Source organism: Streptomyces sp. NPDC031497 (assembly GCF_055580905.1).
This window is the reverse complement of the sequence record NZ_JBVIKO010000001.1, coordinates 193,873-214,086: the sequence shown is the minus strand read 5'-3', so window position 1 is coordinate 214,086 and position 20,214 is coordinate 193,873. Positions and strand designations below refer to the sequence as shown.

General features: G+C 70.6%; 18 protein-coding genes and 1 pseudogene. 7 read left to right on the top strand and 12 right to left on the bottom strand.

Features of this window, described 5'->3' with window-relative positions:
- Nucleotides 1–16 precede the first annotated feature (16 nt).
- The 10 genes and pseudogenes from ACZ5K7_RS01045 to ACZ5K7_RS01000 all read right to left on the bottom strand — a co-directional run bounded on the left by ACZ5K7_RS01045 (nucleotide 17) and on the right by ACZ5K7_RS01000 (nucleotide 10,169).
- Nucleotides 17–1,414 (bottom strand): FAD-dependent oxidoreductase, encoded by a 1,398-nt coding sequence (locus tag ACZ5K7_RS01045; RefSeq protein WP_468909022.1) that lies wholly within the window; start codon nucleotides 1,412–1,414, stop codon nucleotides 17–19.
- Between the two features lie 562 nt (nucleotides 1,415–1,976).
- Nucleotides 1,977–2,459 carry a recombinase family protein gene (locus tag ACZ5K7_RS01040; protein WP_468909019.1) on the bottom strand — a complete coding sequence of 161 codons (483 nt, stop codon included), beginning with the start codon at nucleotides 2,457–2,459 and terminating at the stop codon, nucleotides 1,977–1,979.
- Between the two features lie 146 nt (nucleotides 2,460–2,605).
- Nucleotides 2,606–4,033, bottom strand: coding sequence for an MFS transporter (locus ACZ5K7_RS01035; protein WP_468909016.1), 1,428 nt, complete (start codon nucleotides 4,031–4,033; stop codon nucleotides 2,606–2,608).
- Nucleotides 4,030–4,686: a TetR/AcrR family transcriptional regulator gene (locus ACZ5K7_RS01030; RefSeq protein WP_468909014.1), complete on the bottom strand. Its 657-nt coding sequence runs from the start codon at nucleotides 4,684–4,686 to the stop codon at nucleotides 4,030–4,032. Before ACZ5K7_RS01030 ends, ACZ5K7_RS01035 begins: the two co-directional genes overlap by 4 nt.
- A 97-nt stretch (nucleotides 4,687–4,783) precedes the next feature.
- Nucleotides 4,784–4,987: pseudogene (locus ACZ5K7_RS01025) on the bottom strand (Tn3 family transposase); the annotation flags it as partial.
- Between the two features lie 125 nt (nucleotides 4,988–5,112).
- Nucleotides 5,113–6,027 (bottom strand): hypothetical protein, encoded by a 915-nt coding sequence (locus ACZ5K7_RS01020; RefSeq protein WP_351697776.1) that lies wholly within the window; start codon nucleotides 6,025–6,027, stop codon nucleotides 5,113–5,115.
- Nucleotides 6,028–6,031: 4 nt separating this feature from the next.
- Nucleotides 6,032–7,114, bottom strand: a complete 1,083-nt coding sequence (locus ACZ5K7_RS01015; protein WP_468909011.1) for a C40 family peptidase — start codon at nucleotides 7,112–7,114, stop codon at nucleotides 6,032–6,034.
- Between the two features lie 348 nt (nucleotides 7,115–7,462).
- Nucleotides 7,463–8,344, bottom strand: a complete 882-nt coding sequence (locus ACZ5K7_RS01010; RefSeq protein ID WP_468909008.1) for a metal ABC transporter permease — start codon at nucleotides 8,342–8,344, stop codon at nucleotides 7,463–7,465.
- Complete coding sequence (locus ACZ5K7_RS01005) at nucleotides 8,341–9,159, bottom strand: metal ABC transporter ATP-binding protein (RefSeq protein ID WP_351698168.1); 819 nt, start codon at nucleotides 9,157–9,159, stop codon at nucleotides 8,341–8,343. Before ACZ5K7_RS01005 ends, ACZ5K7_RS01010 begins: the two co-directional genes overlap by 4 nt.
- Nucleotides 9,160–9,233: 74 nt before the next feature.
- Nucleotides 9,234–10,169, bottom strand: coding sequence for a metal ABC transporter solute-binding protein, Zn/Mn family (locus ACZ5K7_RS01000; protein WP_468909005.1), 936 nt, complete (start codon nucleotides 10,167–10,169; stop codon nucleotides 9,234–9,236).
- 404 nt (nucleotides 10,170–10,573) lie between these two features.
- Here ACZ5K7_RS01000 and ACZ5K7_RS00995 point away from each other — a divergent pair, with 404 nt between their 5' ends.
- From ACZ5K7_RS00995 to ACZ5K7_RS00980, 4 genes are all read left to right on the top strand, one after another.
- Entirely contained in the window at nucleotides 10,574–12,043 is a 1,470-nt protein-coding gene (locus ACZ5K7_RS00995) for a Y4yA family PLP-dependent enzyme (protein WP_468909840.1), read from the top strand.
- A complete protein-coding gene (locus ACZ5K7_RS00990; RefSeq protein ID WP_468909003.1) occupies nucleotides 12,040–13,377 on the top strand; it encodes a pyridoxal-phosphate dependent enzyme in 1,338 nt (445 codons plus the stop codon). The genes ACZ5K7_RS00995 and ACZ5K7_RS00990 overlap by 4 nt, the downstream gene beginning before the upstream one ends.
- Nucleotides 13,374–14,588: an aminotransferase class V-fold PLP-dependent enzyme gene (locus ACZ5K7_RS00985; RefSeq protein ID WP_468909000.1), complete on the top strand. Its 1,215-nt coding sequence runs from the start codon at nucleotides 13,374–13,376 to the stop codon at nucleotides 14,586–14,588. Before ACZ5K7_RS00990 ends, ACZ5K7_RS00985 begins: the two co-directional genes overlap by 4 nt.
- 130 nt (nucleotides 14,589–14,718) lie before the next feature.
- Complete coding sequence (locus tag ACZ5K7_RS00980; RefSeq protein WP_351697797.1) at nucleotides 14,719–15,486, top strand: class I SAM-dependent methyltransferase; 768 nt, start codon at nucleotides 14,719–14,721, stop codon at nucleotides 15,484–15,486.
- A 14-nt stretch (nucleotides 15,487–15,500) separates the two neighbouring features.
- Here the strand turns inward: ACZ5K7_RS00980 and ACZ5K7_RS00975 are convergent, their stop codons facing one another.
- Both ACZ5K7_RS00975 and dacB read right to left on the bottom strand, forming a co-directional pair.
- Nucleotides 15,501–16,061 carry a GNAT family N-acetyltransferase gene (locus ACZ5K7_RS00975; RefSeq protein ID WP_468908996.1) on the bottom strand — a complete coding sequence of 187 codons (561 nt, stop codon included), beginning with the start codon at nucleotides 16,059–16,061 and terminating at the stop codon, nucleotides 15,501–15,503.
- Nucleotides 16,062–16,170: 109 nt separating this feature from the next.
- On the bottom strand, nucleotides 16,171–17,505 hold the full coding sequence (dacB, locus tag ACZ5K7_RS00970) for a D-alanyl-D-alanine carboxypeptidase/D-alanyl-D-alanine endopeptidase (RefSeq protein WP_468908993.1): 1,335 nt from the start codon (nucleotides 17,503–17,505) through the stop codon (nucleotides 16,171–16,173).
- Nucleotides 17,506–17,916: 411 nt separating this feature from the next.
- Here dacB and ACZ5K7_RS00965 point away from each other — a divergent pair, with 411 nt between their 5' ends.
- The 3 genes from ACZ5K7_RS00965 to ACZ5K7_RS00955 are packed head-to-tail and all read left to right on the top strand — an operon-like array spanning nucleotide 17,917 to nucleotide 20,148.
- Nucleotides 17,917–18,456, top strand: coding sequence for a MarR family winged helix-turn-helix transcriptional regulator (locus ACZ5K7_RS00965; protein ID WP_351697827.1), 540 nt, complete (start codon nucleotides 17,917–17,919; stop codon nucleotides 18,454–18,456).
- A 19-nt stretch (nucleotides 18,457–18,475) separates the two neighbouring features.
- A complete protein-coding gene (locus tag ACZ5K7_RS00960) occupies nucleotides 18,476–19,387 on the top strand; it encodes a sugar phosphate isomerase/epimerase family protein (protein WP_468908989.1) in 912 nt (303 codons plus the stop codon).
- Nucleotides 19,384–20,148, top strand: a complete 765-nt coding sequence (locus tag ACZ5K7_RS00955) for an IclR family transcriptional regulator (protein ID WP_468908986.1) — start codon at nucleotides 19,384–19,386, stop codon at nucleotides 20,146–20,148. The genes ACZ5K7_RS00960 and ACZ5K7_RS00955 overlap by 4 nt, the downstream gene beginning before the upstream one ends.
- Nucleotides 20,149–20,214 lie beyond the last annotated feature (66 nt).

The window sequence follows — 20,214 nt, the reverse complement described above, 5'->3', positions numbered from 1 at the left end:
GCGCCCCCCGTGTGATTCAGGAAGTCGCGGACGCGCTCTGGTTCGCGGCGACTGCTCGTTCGATCAGTGCGGGGTCACCCAAGGTGAAGGGATGGGCAAACATGTACTGCACGGCGTTGAACGCTTTGGCGATGGTCTCGTCGACAAGCGTGGCCCGGATCAACTGGTCCATGGCCCAACGCTGACGTTGTACGTCTTCGGGTACCTCGACGCCTTCGATCGCGTCCCGTCGGGCGGCGTCCCCGCCGGCCGACAGGGTCCACGCCGCGTCCACGACGACCTTTTGCAGGGCGAAGAACTCCGTGGCGGGAGTGGCGAGTACCGGGTTGCCGACCAGGTAGTCCGAGAGACAGGACGCGTGCAGCGCCGCTGACGAAATACCCTGCCCGTACACGGGGTTGTAGGAGACCACCGCGTCGCCCACACTGACCAGGCGGGCAGGGAAGCGCGAAAGGCCCGTGAAGTCGCGGCGACGGCTGTCCTCCTGGTGGTAGGTCAGGATCTCGCGGGTGACGCGACCGCCGGCCGCCTCTTTGAAGACCGGCGGCATCTTCGCGCAAGCGGACCGGAACGCCTCGGTCGACGTGGACGGTCGATTTTCCCCGTAGGCCATCAGCATCACCATCCACTGATCGCCCTCGATCGCGATGGCCCCGCCCACCGCCACGCCGTCGGGCTCCGACGGCGGAGGGAACTGCGCGAGCGCGCAGGCCAGGTCCAGTTCGTCGGCCGCGGCGGACCGATGGAAGTACGCGGTCGCGTAGTTGATGCCGGTACGCACCCGTTCCAGCCTCGGCCGGTCGTAGCCGCCCTGCTCGACCCAGTCCGACAGTTTGCTGGCACGGCCCATGGCGTCCACCACGAAGTCGACGCTCAGCACGTCCTCGACACCGTCCGCCACGTACCGAACAGCGCTCACCGCGTCGTCGCGGAACTCGAGGCCGGTTGCCCGTGCCGAGAGGGTGGACACATTGGGCAGGTCGAGAACGCGGCTGCGAATCCGGGACTCCAGGAAGGCCCGGGTAGCCGTGAGCATCGAGGCGAAGCCGCTGCGCGACTGCTCGTGACCGTCCAGATACACTGCCTGCTGATCAGGCCCGGACAGAATCGCGCCCAGATCCTGCGCCTCCTTTGTGAAGCCCGGAAGCCAGCGCTCGATCTGTGCGAGTCCTCCCGGCAGCAGTGCATGCCCCTGCTGATCCTGAGGGACGCCGGCACGGGGCCGTCCCTCCACATTCACCTGGTCGCGCTCGACGATCAGGACCGTCCGGGCGTGGTCAGCCAGAACCCGCGCGGCCAAGAGGCCGGCGACGCTGCCACCAAGTACACACGCAGTATCAAACAGGGGCGGCATGCGATCGGGGACATCCACCTGGTTCAGTCTGGCGAACACTTCGATGGGTGATTGAGACATGTGCGCTCCTGTGTCACGACGGTGAGTGGATCACCAGCCGGCAGGGTCCGGTGGCTCTGATCCGGGTTCAATTCTGTTGAAGCGTCAATCACATGATGTATACGCGATGGCGTATCAAGGGGTTTCCCAAAGACAGGGAATGTGACGTACGCATCAGATGGCGAGCTGAGTCACGGCTCTACGACCAGTGCTCGGCCGACGATGACGGACCGGTGGCCGGGACCGCGGGGCGGTGGGTCTCGTCAAGTCAACGACGTTGCTCACCTGACGGTCGTCGTACGCGACCCGTCAGGCGCCGGTGTGGAATCGGTGTTCCTCGCGGGAGACATCCGCCATGCCCCGGTGGAGATCGCCGACCCGAACCTCTCGTTCTCCTCGGACGTCGATCCGGTCCGGGCCGAAGCCGTGCGCGACCGCGTGCCGAAGCGGCCGGACACGGATCGCCGCCGGGCACTTCCCGCACGGCGTGTTCGGCCGGGTCGCGCCGACGGGCGACACGCACACCTGGACCACCGTCGACGGCCCCGGAGTCCTAGCTCAGGCACCAGCCGCAAAGTAGCCATCAGGACTTCGCGACCGCGGTCTTCTTGGGTTGGCGGGGCACGGTCTTGGTCTTGTCAAGGTGTCCGTACGCCGTCGACCGCGGCACGCCGAACAGTTCGCGCCGGAGCTCGGCCGGCACGGACAGCATCCCGAACATCGCCCGCCCCTCCCTCGTGGGCGTATCGATGCCCTGCTCGATCACGTGCAGCCCGCTGCCGCGCTCGCGCGGGTCGGCGCCGAGCGTCACCAGGTGGAGCACGGAGCGGGAGAGCCGGTCGAGCCGGGTGACCTTCAACGTGTCGCCCTCGCGCAACAACTGGAGCACGAGGGCGAGCTTCGGTCGGGACGCCTTCGCGCCGCTCGCGGTGTCGACGTGGATGTTGTCGCGGTCGACGCCGGCCCGCAGCAGGGCGTCGATCTGATGATCGGGGTTCTGGTCGGCGGTCGAGACCCGCGCGTAGCCGATGAGCTTGTGTGGGAATCTATCGGGTGCACCGCTCACCGACCTTGTTTTCCGGCGCGAATTTCCGACACTACCCACCTGCGGGTTCGTGATCACGTCCCTAAGTGTCGGCAGACGATCGTTTGCCGACACTGAAGATCGGTCTGATATATGACGGGATCAGCCTGGGTGTCTTCGGCGGTTGCTCAACTGTTTGGGTGTCGAGCGGGTGCCGCCTGTGGTGTTGGCGCTTGCGCCGGGCGTGAGGCGGTCGCGTCGTCTCCTTCCTGGTAGGCCGGGCGCCGGGGCAGCCGCGACGCGGGCAGCAGGCCGAGAGCGGCGAGTGCGGCCAGGATCAGCAGAGTGGAGCTCATGGTTGAAGCAGCGGTGCCGGTTGCGCTGGCCGCGACGGCGATGCCGAAGGTCGGCCCGATGTTCATGGCGGTCTGCTTGAGCCCGCTGACGACCCCGGCGTACCCGGGCGGCGCGTCACCGACGACGGTGCCGGTGGCGGTGACCATCACGGTGGCGAACCCGGCACCGATGGCGGCGAAGGCTGCAGCCATGGCCATCCATGTGCTGGCGGGACCGAGCCGGGACAGCTCCGCGATGCCGACCACGACGAGGAACGTACCGGCGATCGCGGTGCGGCGCGCACCGTACCGGCGCAGTGCGGCGACCGCGGCGGGTGAGCCGAGGACCATGAGCACGGTCAGCGGGAGCACGCGCAGACCGCTGTCGAGTGGGTCGAGTCGAAGTACGTCCTGGAGGTAGAAGGTGGCCCTGAACAGCGCGCCGAACAGGCCGGCGGTGGTGACCAGCAGGATCGCCATCGACGCCGTCACCGGTACGGACCGCGCTACGGCTGGTGGAACGATCGGGTGCGTGGTGCGGCGTTCGTGGCAGGCGAGCACCGTTGCGATGCCGATGACGGCGAGGAATTTGAGCAGCGTCGGCGCGGCGGTCCACCCCCGCGCGGGTACGTCGGCCAAGGCGTGGACCAGGATTGCGAGCGCGCCCGCTAGCAGGCCCGCGCTGGTGAGGTTGAGCCGTGGAGAGTTGCCACGTTGAGGTGCCGACGTCCGTACGGCGAGGGCGAGGACGGCGATGACGAACGCGAGGGGCACGTTGACCCAGAAGACGGCGCGCCATCCCAGATGAGCCACGAGAACACCGCCCAGGAGCGGACCGGACCCTGCCGCCACCGCGATCGCACTGGTGCGGATGGCGATCGGCTTGCTGAGCCGGTCCGCGGGATACGCCAGCCGTAGCAGCGCGAGCGTCGCAGGTTGCAGGAACGCGGCGAACCCGCCCTGCACCGCGCGCAGGACGATCACCCAGCCGACGGTCGGCGCGAGCGCGATCCCGGCCGAGGCAGCCCCGAAACCGAGGACGCCGACGAACAGCAGGCGCGGGTGCCCGTACCGGTCCCCGAGGCGCCCGGCGATCACGAGTAACGCGGCCACGGCGACCAGATAGCCGGTGCTCGTCCACTGGATCTGCGCCACGCTTGCGCCGAGATCACGCTGCATGCCGGGCTGCGCCATGAGCAGGATGGTTCCGTCCAGTGCGACGATCACCGCGCCGACCACGCTGACCAGAAGTGCAATCTGCCGCTGTGCGGGTGCGGTCATGAGGTCACCGGGCCGAGGTGGGCGTCCAGAACTGCCGCGATGAGCCGGTCGCGTTGGTTGTCGTCGGGGGCGCCGTCCAGCGGTGGGGCGCCGAGGGCGAGTTGCAAACTGCCCCAGGCCCACAGCTGGGCCATGCCGTGCAGGTTCGACCACAGGGCGGCGGCAGTCACCTCAGGCGGAGGTCCGGCCTCGTTCGGCCCGTCGGCGCGTCGCGCGGCATCCCGCTCCGATTGGCATCGGGCGACAAGTCCGGTGAAGTGCCCGAACAGCGGGAGGGTCGACTCGCGCAGCCTCGGTTGGTCCGATGCCTGCGCCGCGCCGTCGAGCAGGTCATGCCGCCACATGAGCTCGAACATGCCGCGGCGTTCCAGCGCGTACCCGACGTACGCCCGAGCGAGGGCCTCCAGCTGGCCGCGCGGTGTGGTCGTGCCGACGACCGCGGCCTCGAACATGGCTGCGAGGTCCTCGAAGCCGCGACGGCCGATAGCCGAGAGCAGCGCGTGGTGCGTGGGGAAGTACCGACGCGGCGCCCCGTGCGAAACCCCCGCTCGACGGGCTATTTCCCGCAGACCAACGGACGCGGAGCCCTCGGTCAGCACAAGGTCGACCCCGACATCGATCAACCGCTCCCGAAGGGAGCTCTCATCAGTCATAGACAGTGTCTACCGTGCATTCGTAGACACTGTCTACTAATTGGGAGAGTGATCATTCTGCTCAGCGGGTGGCGGGGTCCGCCTCGGCTCGCTCGCTCAGGTAGTCACACGCGAAGATCGTGCGCACCGCGCGGCCCAGCTCTTCGAGGGCCTGGTAGGGCGGGTGGTTGGGGCCGCCGCGGGTGAAGCGCCGCAGCACCTGTTCCGCCTCGGCGGTGCCCAGGCGCAGGGCGGTGGCGTACTTGATCATCTGGTCGTACTGCTGGGCAATCAGGTCCCAGCGGATCGCCCGGGTTGGGGAACCGCCGAGCGTTGGCCAGCCGGGCGGCTCGCCGTCCCCCCGACAGCCGTCCCGGATGCCGGCTCCGCGGACCTCGCTCTCCGCGGAGCCGGACGGCACCCTCGGCAGCGCGTCGCCGCTCCGGCCTAGGGCGACGGCTCGGTGGACCGGCCGGGTCGGCGGGTGAAACGTCGCAGGCCCCGTCGCGTGGGCCTGAGCGGCTGGTCCTCGGGGGCGATCGGGTTCTGGCCCGCGGTCAGGGCCGGCGCCGTGGCCGGGGCCGGCACGGACCGGCCGTGCCGTTCGAGCCGGCCCCGGACGGCCTGGGCCATGGCCTGGTGGGACGGTTCCAGCAGCAGGCCCTCCGACGACAGGTGCTCCCACATGTGCAGCAACTCCTGTCCCCGGGTGGCCACCTGGCCCTCGTCGATCAGCCGCTGCCACGCCGCGGTGGCGCGGGCCACCTCGGGCGCCGCCCGGTTCAGATCGGTGCGGCAGCGGATGCGTGCGACGGTCAGCGCGAGGACGGTGGAGAGCATGTAGTCGCCGCGCTGATACGCGAGGTACGCCTCGATCGCCCGCGCCTCCAGCGAGAGTTCGTCCTCCGCGCCCCTGCGCAGTGTGAGGTGCTCCCGCAGCGCGCTGGCGAGGACGAACGCGGCGTGCAGCTCCTCGCGCTGCGCGTGCTGGATGATCCGCTCGACGCGGGCCAGCGGCGGGAACGACTCCTCCTCCGCGGCCGTACGCTCGCGCCCGGGCGGCAGGTCCTCCTCGTCGGCGATGGTCCGGCTGGAGCCGTCGGGGTACACCCGCAGGCGGGCCACCTGTTGCACGGTGCGGTCGATGACGGTGGCCGCCACCGGAGCCCGCAGGGTGCGGGCGAACATGGCGATGGCGTCGAGTATCGCCTCGTTGGGGGGCCGCGTGCCGCCCATCTCCAGCAGATGGCCGTTGACCACCGTCGACCCGTCCTCGGCCACATAGGCGTCGAGCCGGATCAGCGGCGGTGCGCTGAGCGCGGGCAGGTTTCCCTCGTTACGGGGGGTCAGCGAGTAGGTCATCCGTTCAGACTCCGGGTCGGACGACACCGACGATGGGCATGGAGGCGGCCGGGGCGATCGTGACCGTGCGGCCGGGCCGCGGGGCGTGGACGACCTGCCCGCCGCCTATGTACATGCCCACGTGCGTGGCGTCGTAGTAGATGATCAGGTCTCCGGGCCGCACGGAGGCCAGGCTGACCCGGGTCAGCCCCTGCCACTGCGCCTGCGAGGTACGGGGTATGGGGTGCCCGGCAGCCGCCCACGCCGTGGAGGTGAGTCCCGAGCAGTCGTACGACGAGGGCCCCACGGCGCCCCACACATACGGTTTGCCTATCTGCGCCATCGCGAAGTCGACGGCCTTCGCGGCCGCCCCGCTCGCCTTCGTCCGGGCGCCGCCCGAGCCGGAACCGGTCGAGGTGCCGCCCGAATCGGGCCCCGTCCACCGGGACTTGGCCTGCTGCGTCTCCTCCTTCTCCAACTGGGCCAGTTTGCGGGTCTGTTCCTTCTTGAGTCCCGCCTCGATCTGCTCGGCCTCGGCGATCTTCTTCTCGATCTTCCCCTTCGCCTCGGCCTTCTTCGCGCGGCTGCTCCTCAGCTCCCGCAGCTTCTCCGCGGCGGCGTCGGTCTGCCGGTCCAGCTCCGCGCGGGCGCTCCGCTGGCTCGCGGAGACATTGACCAGACTCCGCAGGGCCTGCCGGGCCTGGGAGGCGTCGTTCAGAGCCTGATCGGGGTGGTCGCCGAGCAGCAACTGGATGCCCGTGGAGTCGAGATTGCCGCCGCGGTACTGCGTCCGGGCGGCCGCACCCACGAGGTCGTGCAGATCGTCCAGCCGGCCCTCGGTGCGGGCCAGGTCCTTGCGCAGCGACGTCAGCCGCTTCTCCTGCTCGGTCGCCTTCACGTCCGCGGTGTTGTACGCCTCGGTGGCCACCTCCGCCTCGCGGTAGAGGCCGTTCAGCTCGTTGTGGATGTGCTCGATCGACTGGTCGTCCTGTGGATCGGGTGTGCCCGGGGCCGCGTAACTCGGGCCGGGTAACAGGGTGATCGCACAGACGAAGGCTGCTATGGCGGCGCGGCTGCGCAGTCGTCTGCCGCCGGTCGACACGTTCATCGGCTCCATCTTCAGAGGTCGCGTGCAGGCGGCTCAGACGGGTGACTTGCCCATCGCGGTTGCCACCGCGGTTCTCGCGGAGGACCGTTCGAGCCTCGAACACACTACCTCCCCTTGAACGGCGGCCCCTTGTATCCCCACACGTGTCGCAAACAGCACACGTTGCCCGAGCGGGTGCCGGCCTCTCCGGAGCCGGTCCCGGAGCCCCGGGAACTCAACGACTCAGAGAGCAACCGGTTGCCGAGGCGGCGTCGGAGGGTCGAAACAGCCCGCGAGGCCGGGCTGGATCACGAGACAATGATCACTCGCCGCCCGCCCCTTGCGGGAGGTCGGCCGGCTCTCGTGGGTTCACGCGGGGTGCGGGGCTGACCTCCTGGCCCCCCGCCGTCGGCTGCGGTGGCCGCCCACCAGCCGGCAGACGACGTAGACGGTGAACGAGATGGTCGTCACGTAGGGGCTGATGGGGATGCTGCTGCCCAGGGCGAGCAGGATCCCGCCCTCGATCGAGACCACGGCGAAGGCCACGCTGAGCAGCGGGAGCAGAACCGGTGAGGCGGTGACGCGGGCGGCGGCGGCCGCCGGCGTGACGACGAGGGTGAGGACCAGCAGGGCGCCGACGACCTGCACGGACAGGGCGACCGTCAGACCGAGCACGAGCATGAAGACGAAGGACAGCCCCCGCACCGGCACCCCGCGGGCCTCGGCGACCTCCGGGTCGGCACTGGCGAAGGCCAGCGGGCGCCAGATGACCGCGAGGACGATGAGGACGAGGGCGGAGGTGCCGAGCAGCCACTTCGTCTGCGGGGTGTCGACGGCGACGATCTGCCCGGTGAGGAGGCCGAACTTGTTGGCCGCCCGGCCTTTGTAGAGGGCGAGGAAGAGTACGCCGAGGCCGAGGCCGAAGGGCATCAGGATGCCGATGGCCGAGTTGCGGTCCCGGGCGCGCGCTCCGAGGATGCCGATCGCGCCGGCCGCGACGAGTGAGCCGGCGATCGAGCCCGCCACGACGTCGACCCCCGTCAGCAGCGCCGCCGACGCACCCGCGAAGGACAGCTCGCTGATGCCGTGCACCGCGAAGGGCAGGTCACGCATGATGACGAAGACCCCGGCCAGGCCGCCGACCAGGCCGAGCGCGGCACCGGCGATCAGGGAGTTGCGGACCAGCGCCAGCAGTTCGCCGTAGTTCTCGAAGCCGAAGACCTGCTGCCAGATCCCGTCGGCGAGCGTCATGAGCGGACTCCGTCGGTCCGGTGGGCTTCCCGGGCGGGGTGATGCGGCGGTGCGGCGGCCTCGTCGGGTGCTCCGACGACCACGACCCGGCCGTGCACGCGGACGACGTCCACCTGGGTGCCGTACAGCCGGGACAGCGATGCCGACGTCAGGACCTCCTGCGGTGTCCCGGTCCGGTGGCCGCCCCGGGCCAGGTACAGCACCCGGTCCACCAGCCCGAGGACCGGGTTGATCTCGTGGGTGACGAAGACCACCGCCGTGCCGTGGGAACGGCGCCGGGCGTCCACCAGTTCGGTGACGGCCCGCTGGTGGTTCAGGTCGAGGGAGAGCAGCGGCTCGTCGCACAGCAGGATCCGCGGATCGGTCGCCAGGGCCTGCCCGATGCGCACGCGCTGGCGCTCGCCTCCGGACAGCAGGCCGAGCGGGACATCGGCGTACGCCGACGCCCCGACCGCCGTCAGGATCCCGTCCACTTGGCGGCGGACGGCACCCGGGCGCGGCCTCGGCCCGAAGCGGTGCCCGTCGATCCCGAACCGCACGAGGTCGCGGGCACGCAGCATCGCCTGCGCGGACAGGGCAGCCTGCTGCGGGACGTACCCGATGTGCCGGCCGCCCTGGTGTGCGGGCCGGCCGAGGACCGTCAGCGTTCCGGCGGACAGCGGCTGCCGGCCCAGCAGGGCTCGGACGAGGCTGGTCTTGCCCGACCCGTTCGGCCCGAGCACGGCGAGGAACTCCCCTGGCCGTACGTCGAGATCGAGGCCCTGCCAGACCACCCGCTCGCCGTAGGACACGGCGGCCGCGCGGAGGCTGAGCACCGGTGCGGTGCCGCTGCCGCCGGCCTCGGTGTCGCCCCGGCGGGACTGGGGTACGGGTGTCACGTCCGCGCGCCTCACTCGGCCAGCGCGCTCGCGAGCGCGTCGACGTTCGACGTCATCCAGCCGAGGTAGTCCTGGTCCTTGGGCAGCGTCTCGGTCACGGGCACGACGGCGACGCCGGCCGCCTTGGCCGCGTTCTCGACCTTCTCCGTCTGCGGACCGGAGGTCTGCGCGTTGTAGACCAGCGCCCTGACCCGCTTGCCGCTGTACAGGGCCAGGGTCTCCTGGAGGATCTTCGGAGAGACGTCGCTGCCTTCCTCGACGGCCTCGCTGAACTCCGCGGGCGTCCTGTCGACCAGGCCGCTCGCCTCGGTCATGTACAGCGGGACCGGCTCGGTGATGCCGATACCGGCACCGCCGTGTTCCTTCTTGATCTGCGCTTCCTTCGTCTCCAGCGGGGTGAGCTTCGCCTTGAAGGCCTCGGCGTTCCTGGTGAAGGCCGCGGCGTCGGCGGCATCGGCCTTGCCCAGGGCGGTGGCGATGCTGTCGGCGATCTTGGCGACGGTGGGGAAGTCGTACCAGACGTGCTCGTTGAGCTCGCCGCCCTTCGGGGCGGTCTTCCCGGAGACCTCGACGGCGTTGATCACCTGGGCGGCGGAGCCGCTGCTCCTCAGCATGCGGTCGACGAAGTCGTCGTAGCCCCCGCCGTTCTCGACGACGACCTTCGCCTTGGACAGGGTCAACTGGTTCTGGGTGTCGGCCTCGTAGGAGTGCGGGTCCTGGTCGGGGTCGCTGATGATCGAGGTGACGTCGACATGGTCGCCGCCTATCCGCTCGACGATGTCGCCGTAGACGTTCGTCGAGGCGACCACCGGAATCCTGGACGAGGAGGCCGGGTCCGACGCGGAACTCCCGTCGCTTGCGGAGTCCGACGAGCTGCCGCAGCCGGCCAGGAGGGCCAGGGAGGCGCCGGCCAGGAGCGCCAGGCTGCGGGACGGGGACGAGGGCATGGGTCCTCCACGACGGGTTGGAGCGGGATTCTTCGCAGGGGTGGGAACAGCCGGTCGAAGCCGGACCCCCGCCACGCTAGATGGAAATGAATGTCAGCACCATGGCTGGATCTAATAGATATGAAAATCGTTGCCAAGGCTTGACGTGGCGGCTCCGCGTGCGGCGGACTCCGTCGCGGTCGCCGCGTGCGGGCATGTGCGGGTGGCAATACCTGTCGTTTTACGTCTTGCGTGTGTGGTTCGAGGGTGTCGCCGCGGCTGTCATGAGGTGTCCGATCCTGAGCGCTTAATGACGGTTGTAGGCGGAAATGATTACGCCCGAACGGTCGTCGGAGCCGCTCGGCCGATGCGGGCCGAAAGGGAAGGTGCCTGTCGTGGGAGTGCCCCTGTATCTGCGACCACGACTGGAACCCCCGCTCAGCTCGCTGCTGGACGCCGGACCGTTCCTGCACTCGCTCGTCGACGCGCTCGGTTCCCCGCTCAACGTGCTGCTCCCGGACCGGATCGCCGAGAACGCCGAGCGGTTCCGGGCCGTCTGCCGCGCGCACCACCTCGCTGGGCGCGTGTACTTCGCGCACAAGGCGAACCGGTCCAGCGCGCTGGTGCGGCGGCTGGCGGCGGAGGACCCGGCCGGGGTCGGCATCGACGTCGCCTCCCTGGGGGAGCTGCGGCACGCCCTGGGCTGCGGCTTCACCCCGGACCGGATCATGGCCACCGGCCCCAAGACCCCGGAGCTCCTGTGGCTGGCCGCCCGCACCGGGGTGACGGTGAACCTCGACTCCCGCCACGAACTCGACCAACTGGCCGAACTGGTGAGGAAGTACGACCTGCCACGCGTCGACGTCCTGCTGCGGCTCTCCGAGTTCGAGTCCGGTCGGGAGCTCCAGGGCATGCGCGTGCTCTCGCGGCGCAGCCGCTTCGGCTCGCCGGCCGGGGACGTCGCCGAACTGCTCTCCGCCGTCGAACGGCACCGCGACGCCGTCGAGTTGACGGGCATCGCCTACCACCTGGACACCACCGCCCAGGCGGAGAAGACCCGCGCCCTGGAGCGCTGCGTGAAGGTCATGGACGAGTGCCGGGCCCGGGGCCTGTCACCGCGCGCCCTCGACATCGGCGGCGGCTTCGGAACCGGTTACGTCGCCGACGCCGGCGAGTGGGAGCGCTACACCACCGCGCTGACCGAGGCGGTGCTCGGTGCCCGCCCGCCGCTGACCTGGCGCGGCCACGGCTACGGACTGCGCAACGAGGGCGGCACGGTACGCGGGACGGCCGCCCTCTATCCGGCGCACCGCCCCACCGCCGGCCCCGGCTACCTCGACGAACTCCTCTCCCTGCCCGCGCCCACCCTGGGCCGTTCGTCGGCCACCCTGCTCCTGGAGCACCTGTACGACCTGTACACCGAACCGGGCCGGGCCCTGGTCGACCAGTGCGGGCTCTCCCTGGCGCGCGTCCTGGACGTACGGCGTACTGAGGGGACTTCGGGCTCGGGTGAGTATCTGGTGCGTCTCGGCATGAACGCCGGGGACGTGAGTCTGGAGGAGCACGGGGTGCTCGTCGATCCGGTACTCCTGCCTCGCCCGGGAGCGGAACCGGATGCCGGCGAGGACCCGGTGGGCGTGCATCTCGTCGGCAATCTCTGCCTGGAGGCCGATCTGATCACGCGCCGCACGGTCTTCCTGCCCCGGCTGCCGCGCGCCGGGGACCTGCTGGCCTTCGCCAACACCGCGGGGTACGCGATGGACTTCCACGCCCATCACGCACAACGGCAGCCGGTCGCCAGGACCGTGGCCGTCGTACGAGAGGGGGACTCCTGGCGCTGGTGCCTGGACGAGGAGTACTGGCCGATCACACATCCCGGGGGAGCCTGGTCATGAGGTACGACAGCATCACGGAGGCCATCGGCAACACACCGCTGGTACGCATCGACCCGGCCGTGCACGGCCTGCGCCGCATCGACCTGTACGCGAAACTGGAGATGCTCAACCCCTTCGGCTCGGTCAAGGACCGGCCCGCCTGGAACATGGCCCGCCCGCTGCTCGAAGCCGCCGCCGGGAACGGCGAGACGGTCGTGGAGCTCTCCAGCGGCAACACCGCCAAGGCCCTCGCCCTCCTCGCCGGGATGCACGGCCTGCGCTTCAAGAGCGTCACCAACCGGATGCGGGTACCGGAGATCAGGGAACTGCTCCTGCTGCTGGGCGCCGAGATCGAGGAGCTGCCCGGGCAGAGCGAGTGTCTCGACCCGACCGACACGGACGACCCGCTGACTCGCTTCCATCAGGCGCTGGCCGAACCGGGAGGCACGTATCTGCACACCGATCAGTACTTCAACCCGCTCAACACCGAGGCCCACGCGGCCGGCACCGGCCCGGAGATCATCAAGGACCTGGACGGACGCGCCCCCGACTGGTTCATCGCCTGCGTCGGCACGGCCGGTTCGTCGACCGGCGTGGCCAGGGTGCTGCGCGAGCACGACCCCGACGTACGGGTCCTCGGCCTGGTCGCCGACAAGTCGGACTTCATCCCCGGTATCCGCACCATCGACGAGGTGCACCAGGTGGGCCTGTTCGACCCGGCGACGTACGACACCATCGAGTCGGTGACCTCCGAGGAGGCCATCGAGGGCATGCTCACCCTCATCCGCCGCTGCGGCCTGCTCTCCGGACCGACCGGCGGCGCCGCCTACCTCGGCGCGGTACGCCATCTGCGGTCCCTGGACGCGGAGTTGACTGATTCCGCACCGCGTCACACGGCCGTCTTCATCGTCTGCGACCGGGCCGAGAGCTACCTGAGCTACGTACGGCAGCGCCGCCCCGAACTGCTGGGCAGGCCACCCCGCGGACACTCCGTCACCGCCCTCACCGACGCCGAGGTCCGGGCCGGGGCGCGGACCGTGGACACCGACGGCGCGCGCCGCTGGATCACCGCGGGCGAACCGCGCCCGCTCGTCGTCGACCTGCGCGGCCCGCACGCCTACGCCGCGCTGCACATCGAGGGGTCCGTCAACATCGTTGACGAGCTCTTCGACGAACTCGTCCGTGCCGGACTGCCCTTCAGCAAGGCGCGGCCGGTGCTGCTGGCCTGCCCGGTGGGCGAGAAGTCCGCCCGGTACGCGGCGCTGCTGACCCGGCTGGGGCACCCGGACGTCCGCAGCCTCGCCGGCGGGATCGTCGCGTGGCGGGACGCGGGTGCGCCGCTGGTGCGGGAATGAGCGTCGAGTCGACCCGCCAGGCCGAATCGGTAGGCTGGCAGCGGGAGTTGCGGGAGCAGTTCCCCATCATCACCGCCCACCCCGAACTGGCCTACTTCGACAGCGCGGCCACCTCGCAGAAGCCCCGGGCCGTGCTGGACGCCGTACACGCCTATCTCACGACGGCCAACGCCAACGCGGGCCGCGGCACCTACCCGTGGGCCAACCGGACCACGGAACTGGTGGAGCGGACCCGGCAGCGGGTCAAGGAGTTCCTCGCCGACCCGGAACCGCGGCGATCCGCCGTCCACTTCACCAGCGGGACCACCGAGGGGCTGCGTACCGTCGCCCGGGACTGGCTCACCCGGTATCTCACCGACGGCGACGAGATACTCGTCCCCTTCGAGGATCACCGGGCGAACCTCGACCCCTGGCTGGAGACGCAACGGCTGCTGGCCGACCGCGGGATCGGCATCGGTGTGCGCGCACTGCCGTACCAGACGCGGTCGGGCGACTACGACCACCGGGCGCTGGACGGCGTCGTCGGCCCGCGCACCCGTTTCGTCGCCGCCACGCACGTCCACCACGTGTACGGCGGCGACATGAACGTGCACCGCATCCGCGCGGCCGTAGGCCCGGACGTGCCGATCTGTCTGGACGCGGCCCAGAGCGTCGGCCATCTCCCGGTCTCCGTGGCCGAGTCCGTGCTCGACGTCGACTTCGTCGTCTTCTCGGGACACAAGGCGCTGGCCCTGCCCGGCACCGGGGCGGTGTGGGCGAGGAACGCGCGCGGACCGGTGTTCGAGCCCGGCGGCTGGCAGGGCACGCCCAACACCGTGGGCATCGCCTCTCTGGAGGCCGCGCTGGACTGGCTGGGCGCGGTGGGCACGGACCGTATCGCCCGCTGGACCGGCGCCCTCACGGCCCGGCTCACCGAGGGGCTGCGGCACCTCGCCTCGTACGAGATCCTGGGCTGCCAGTCCAGTCTCGGTGCCGGCTCCGCGCTCCCCGCCACCCAGCGGCGCCACGGCATCGTCACCTTCCGGCACCACGGCATCCCCTCCGACGACCTCGGCTTCATCCTTTTCAGCTACGGCTTCATGGTGCGGGCGGACAGCCTGTGTCAGGCCGGGGCGACCGCGAAGGACGGTTCGGTACGGGTGAGTCTGCATGTGTACAACACGGAGGCGGAGATCGACCGACTGCTGCGGGTACTCGCGTCACTGGACTGAGTACGGACTCCATACGGACTGCATACGGACTGGACTGAATGCAGGACGCAGGAACGAATGAAAACCGTTTCCACCTGTAGATTCGGCGGCATCGACGACAGGTGAGCGACGGAAGAGGTGGCGCGGCCAGATGGGCGTGAGCATGGCGACGGCCAGGCACTGGGTGGAGCGCTGGGAGCGACAGCAACAGCGTTACGCCGTCGACCGCGAGGAGCGGTTCACCGTGATCGCCGATGTCGTCGAGCATGTCTCGGCCGGGCGGGCCAGGCCGCTGCTGCTGGACCTGGGCTGTGGGCCGGGCTCGTTGGCGGCGCGGCTCGCCCGGCGGCTGCCGGACGCGGAGATCGTCGCCGTCGACATGGACCCGCTGCTCCTGGAACTCGCCCGGACCCACCACGCGGGCGCCGCCCGCTACGTCGACACCGTGATCGGCGACGACGGCTGGACCGACGCCCTCGGCCTGGACCGCCCACTGGACGCGGCCGTCTCGACCACAGCCCTGCACTACCTTCCCGAGCCGGCGCTGCTGCGCACCTACCGCCGCCTCGCCGCACTCCTGCGCCCCGGCGGGGCCCTCGTCAACGGCGACCACTTCCCGGCGGCCGGCTCACCCTGCGCCGAACTCGCGGCACTCGTGGGCCGCCGGCGGGCCGAGCGCTCGTGCTCCGACGCGCACGAGGACTGGCGGTCCTGGTGGAGCGCGGCGGCCGCGGAGCCCGAACTGGCCGACCTGCTGACCGAGCGCGAGCGGCGCATGGCCGCACACGGCGGGGCCGGCGGCGACCACGACCTGACAGCAGCCCGCCATGCCGAACTGCTCCGGCAGGCGGGCTTTCGTCATGTCGCCCCCGTCTGGCAGTTCGGCGACAGCCACGTCCTCGTCGCCGTCAAGGACTGACACCGTCCGAGGCGTCAGAGACGGAGGCTCATCAGGATCTCGTCGCGGTCGTCACCGGGGGCCACGCGCAGTGCCCCCGGCCACCGCCCGACCTCCGTCCAGCCCAGCTTCCGGTAGAACACGTCGAGCCCCGTACCGCCCCGCGCGGCGAGACCCAGCCGTTCCAGGCCCATCTCGTCGCGGGCGATGCCGGGCACCCGACGCATCAGCCCCGCACCGATGCCGAGGCCACGGAAACGGGGGTGCGTCTGGAGGTGATTGACCACCCCGCAGTGCGCGACGAGCGGATGCTGATCCCGGCGCAGGAGCAGCCAGCCCGCGAGCGCGCCCTCCACGGTGGCGACGAGCAGCCGGCCGTGGGGCGGACCGAGGTCGCGGACGATGCGGTCGACCTCGGGAGCCACGTTCCGCGTGCTCACCGGCGGCAGCGGAAAACCGGCGGCGATGACCGCCCCGCCCGCGTTGGTCACCGCTGTCCAGCAGTCGACCAGCTCCCGTCTGAGATCGGCGCCGGCCTCCTGGGGCCGGGTGACCTGTGCGAACGCGGGTGGCTTCCCCGTCACGGGCGCTGTCATGGCGGTCACCCTGCCAGACGGGCCGCCCTGGGACGGCCCGTCCGGCGCCGCGACGGCAACGCACGGAGGCGATCAGCGGGGGTTCCGTTCCGTCAGGGCGTGCCGTGTCCTACGCCCAGCAGCCGTTGACCGTGGCGGCGAGGCCGTCCAGGGCGTCCTTGGTGGCGGCCGGGTCGGCGGTGGAGTTGTTCTCGATGAAGGAGAAGATCTTCCAGGCTCCGTCTGCGGCCTTCGTCAGTCCGCTCAGTGCGATCGCGCCGGTGAGCGTGCCCGTCTTGGCGCTGACCTTCCCGACGGCGCACCGGGAGTCCACGGTGTCGAACCGGCCCCACTCGGGACCCAGCGTCGAGCCCGCCTCACCCGCGACGGGCAGACCGTCCACGATGTACTTCAGGGTCTGGCTGTTGGCGGGGTCGTCGGCCAGGTCGAGGAGGTCGGCGATGGTCTGTGCCGGGATGCGGTTGGCGCGGGACAGACCGCTGCCGTCGTAGACCTCGAAGTTGTCCAGCGACACGCCGTACCGGCCGAGGATCTGGCGTACGACCGCCGTGCCGTCCTCGAAGGTGGCCGGGCGGCCGGCGGCGAGCGCGGTCGTCCGCAGCAGGGTCTCGGCGATATCGTTGTCGCTCACCTTGAGCATGTGCTCCACGATGGCCGACAGCGCGTCGGACTGGTGCTGTGCCACGGGGACGGTTCCGGTGCCGGCGACGCCGTGGGTGACGCTCCCGGTGACGGTGACACCTTGCTCGGCGAGGAGCTTGGCGAAGGTCTGACCGGCGTCCAGGGACGTGTCCGTGACGTGGTGGCCGTCGACCACCAACGCCCGTACCGGGGCGATGGAGTCGGGGTAGTAGCCGTCGTTCCAGCCGGTGGCGAGCGTGGGTTCCGGGAAGAGGCTGTCGTCGACCTGCACCTTCACCGAGGTCAGGCCCGCGCTCTTCAGGCCCGCGACGACGGTCGTGGCCATCGCGTCGAGGTCGACGGAGGTGAGGGTGCGGTCCCCGCCTCCGACCAGGGTGAGGGTGCCGTCGCCGTAGACGACCTTCGTGGTGAAGCGGTGGTCGGGGCCGAGGACCGTCAGCGCGGCGGTCGACGTGGCCAGCTTGGTGTTGGACGCGGGCATCAGCGCGGTGGCCGCGTCGTGACCCCATACGACCTTGTTGGACTCGGCGTCGATGACGACACCGCTCAGCGTGCTGCCCAGACGGATGTCCTGGATGCGGGTGCCGAGGTCGTCCGCGATCTTCTGCTCGGCGGGGTCGAGCGTGGCGGCGGAGGCCTTGGAGACGGTCTTCTCGGCGGCGAAGGCGGACGTACCGAACAGGATCGTCCCGGCCACGGGGGCGGTCACCGCGATGACGGCGGCACGGCGGAGCGCCGGATTGATCGCTCTGCTCCTGCGGTGGCGTCCGCCCGCGCGGTCGGCGGAGGGCGAGTTCAGCATGGGGGCCTCGGTACGGGGTGGGTGAGTGGGGGAGCTGCGCCAAGATCCAGGGATCTTGGAAGGGAAAGTAACAGCTTCAACTGGCATTACCCGTCGGTACGTTGTGAAGCGGGGGAGCGTGGCTGGTTTGCGACGGTGCGGGGCTTCCGGCCGAGGCCGGGGCGCTCTCCGTCGTGGCAGGCCCCACCCCTTCCGGGACCAGTTCCGTTAGATCCGCGCCGCCGAAGGCGTTCGAGGCGCTTCGCTCGGTTGAGGTCGCGAGGCGCTCGTCGCCCGCCCGGGGGGGGCTTTACCCGGACTCGCTGACAGCTCGCTCATTGACGTGCGGTGACGCACAGCTTAGACTTCCATGGAAGTTAACTTCCGAAGAAGTCCGATGCTCATGGGGCTCGGTCAAGGAGAGTGGTTCTCGTGGCGGTGCGGGCGGACGGGCATTCCCGGGCCGAGACGTCGGAGCTGAGCGAGATCGCCACTGCCTGGGCGGGCGAACTGCCCGGTCTTGATCTCGCACCCTTCCTGGTTTCCGCCGGAATCCTGCGCCTGGCGCAGCAGGTCGAGCAGGCCTTCACGGCTCTTGCGCGAAGCAGCGGCATCGGGCCCGGCGATCTGCGCGTGCTTCTGGCGCTGCGCAGGTCCGCGCCGACGTATGCGATGAGCCCGACAGCGCTGTTCAAGCAGCTGATGATCACTTCGGGAGCGGTCAGCAAGCAGGTCGACCGCCTCGCCGAGCTGGGGCTGGTCGAACGCGTACCGGATCCCGAGGTCCTGCGCGGGGTGCTGATCAGTCTGCGGCCGGCCGGGCGCACGATCGCGGAGGACGCGATGCGTCGGATCGCGGCGTCCTTCTGCGGCCTGGAGCAGCTGAGCGCCGCCGAGGCGAGCCAGGCACTCGACGTGCTGAGCGGTCTGCAGCGGACTATGGACGCGGCCGCGACCACAGAGCAGACATGACGGGCGTGAGACGGAGGCCATGATGCCACTCGCCGTTCCCTATGCTGTCAACGCGACCTCGATGCCGCACTCGACCGTCTGGGACGACATCGAGAACGCGGCCGCGACCGGCACCCGCGGCCTGGGACTCTGGGAGCGCAAGCTGGCCGGCGCCTCGGACACGGAGGTCGCGCGGCGGATGCGCGCGGCCGGGATCTCCGCGACCTTCTGCGTGCCGGCCGTCAACTGCGTTCTTCCTTCCCAGATCGACCCGCCCGGCGCGCCCCAGGACATCCTGGCCAGACGCGACCTGATCTGCGCGAGCATCGAGCGGCTCGCGGCGTTCGCGCCGGAGGTGGTCACCATCGCCCCTGGGGCGTCCGGAGACCCCGACGAACCGGCGGGTCCGCTGTCTGCCGTCCTAGAGGTCCTGCCCGCCATCGCGGACACCGCCGCGGCCTGCGGCGTCCGCATCGGACTGGAACTGCTGGCCCGGCGGCGAGGCTCGGCGGTGCCGTCGATGCGCGAGCTGGTCGACGTCGTCGACGCCGTGGGCCGGGACAACGTGGGCATCATGTTCAGCGTCTTCCACAGCTGGTCCGAGCCCGGGCTGCACGAAGATCTGCGCCGGTATGCCTCGCGGATCAACAGTGTCCAGGTGTGCGACATCCGCGATCCGGAGCGCTGTGCGTTCGATCGCGAGCTTCCGGGAAAGGGGCGAGGAGTCGCACCGGAGATCATGGCCACGCTCATCGAAGCCGGTTATCGCGGGTGGTGGGAGCTGGAGATCTTCTCCGACGACGGGACCTACGGCACGGTACTCCCGGACTCCTACTGGGCCATGCCGCCGAAGCGCTTTCTGCTCCAGGCGCGCGAAGCCTTCGACCGGACTCACGCGGCGGCGCTCGACATCCTGGCGCGCCGGGAAGGCCGAAGGACGCGACGCCCATGACCGAGGGCATCCCCGAACGCTCGCTGCCAAGACGCATCTTCGGCCTCCTCGACATCGTCGCGACGGCCCCGCACCCCCTGACGCTGAGTGAGATCGCACGCCGCGCCGGCCTCCCGGTCTCCACGGCGCACCGCTTGCTGGGCGAGCTGCTCCAGGGCGCCGTGCTGGTCCGCACGGCATCCGGCCGTTACCAGCTCGGGGAGCACATCTGGCGCCTCGGCGCCGCCGCGCCCTGGGAGCGGGAGCTGCGCAGAGCCGCGGCGGTGCACCTGCACGCCTTGGCGCGCCGCACTGGCGCGGGGGTGGCACTGGCGGCACTCAGCGGGGATCACCTGCTGTGCCTCGACACCATTGCCGCACCCGGCGTCGGCCTCGTACTGGCTGCTTCCGGCGACGAACTCCCCCTGACGGCCACGAGCGCGGGAAAAGCACTCCTGGCGACCACGGCACGGGACCGGCTGCGCACCGTGCTGAGCAGACCACTGCCACGCCTGACCCCCTTCACCCTCGTGGCACCGCACCTGCTCGTGGCACAAGTGGAACGCGCCCGCCAGGACGGCTACGCGACCGCTCACAACGAAGCCGCCGCAGGCCAGGCGTCCCTCTCGGTCGAGGTGCCCACCGGGCCGGACCGCACGCCCATGGCACTGACCGTGCTCACGCCCGCGCCTCACCACACCCTCACGCGGATGCTGCCCGCGCTGCGCGCGGCCGCCACCGCCATCTCGGCTGCCGTGGCGGCCCCGCACCCCCAGGTCTGACACGGGCGCACTGCCCACCCGGCCGCAAGGGCCGCTTCCCTGATCGAGCGGCGGCGGCGCCACGGT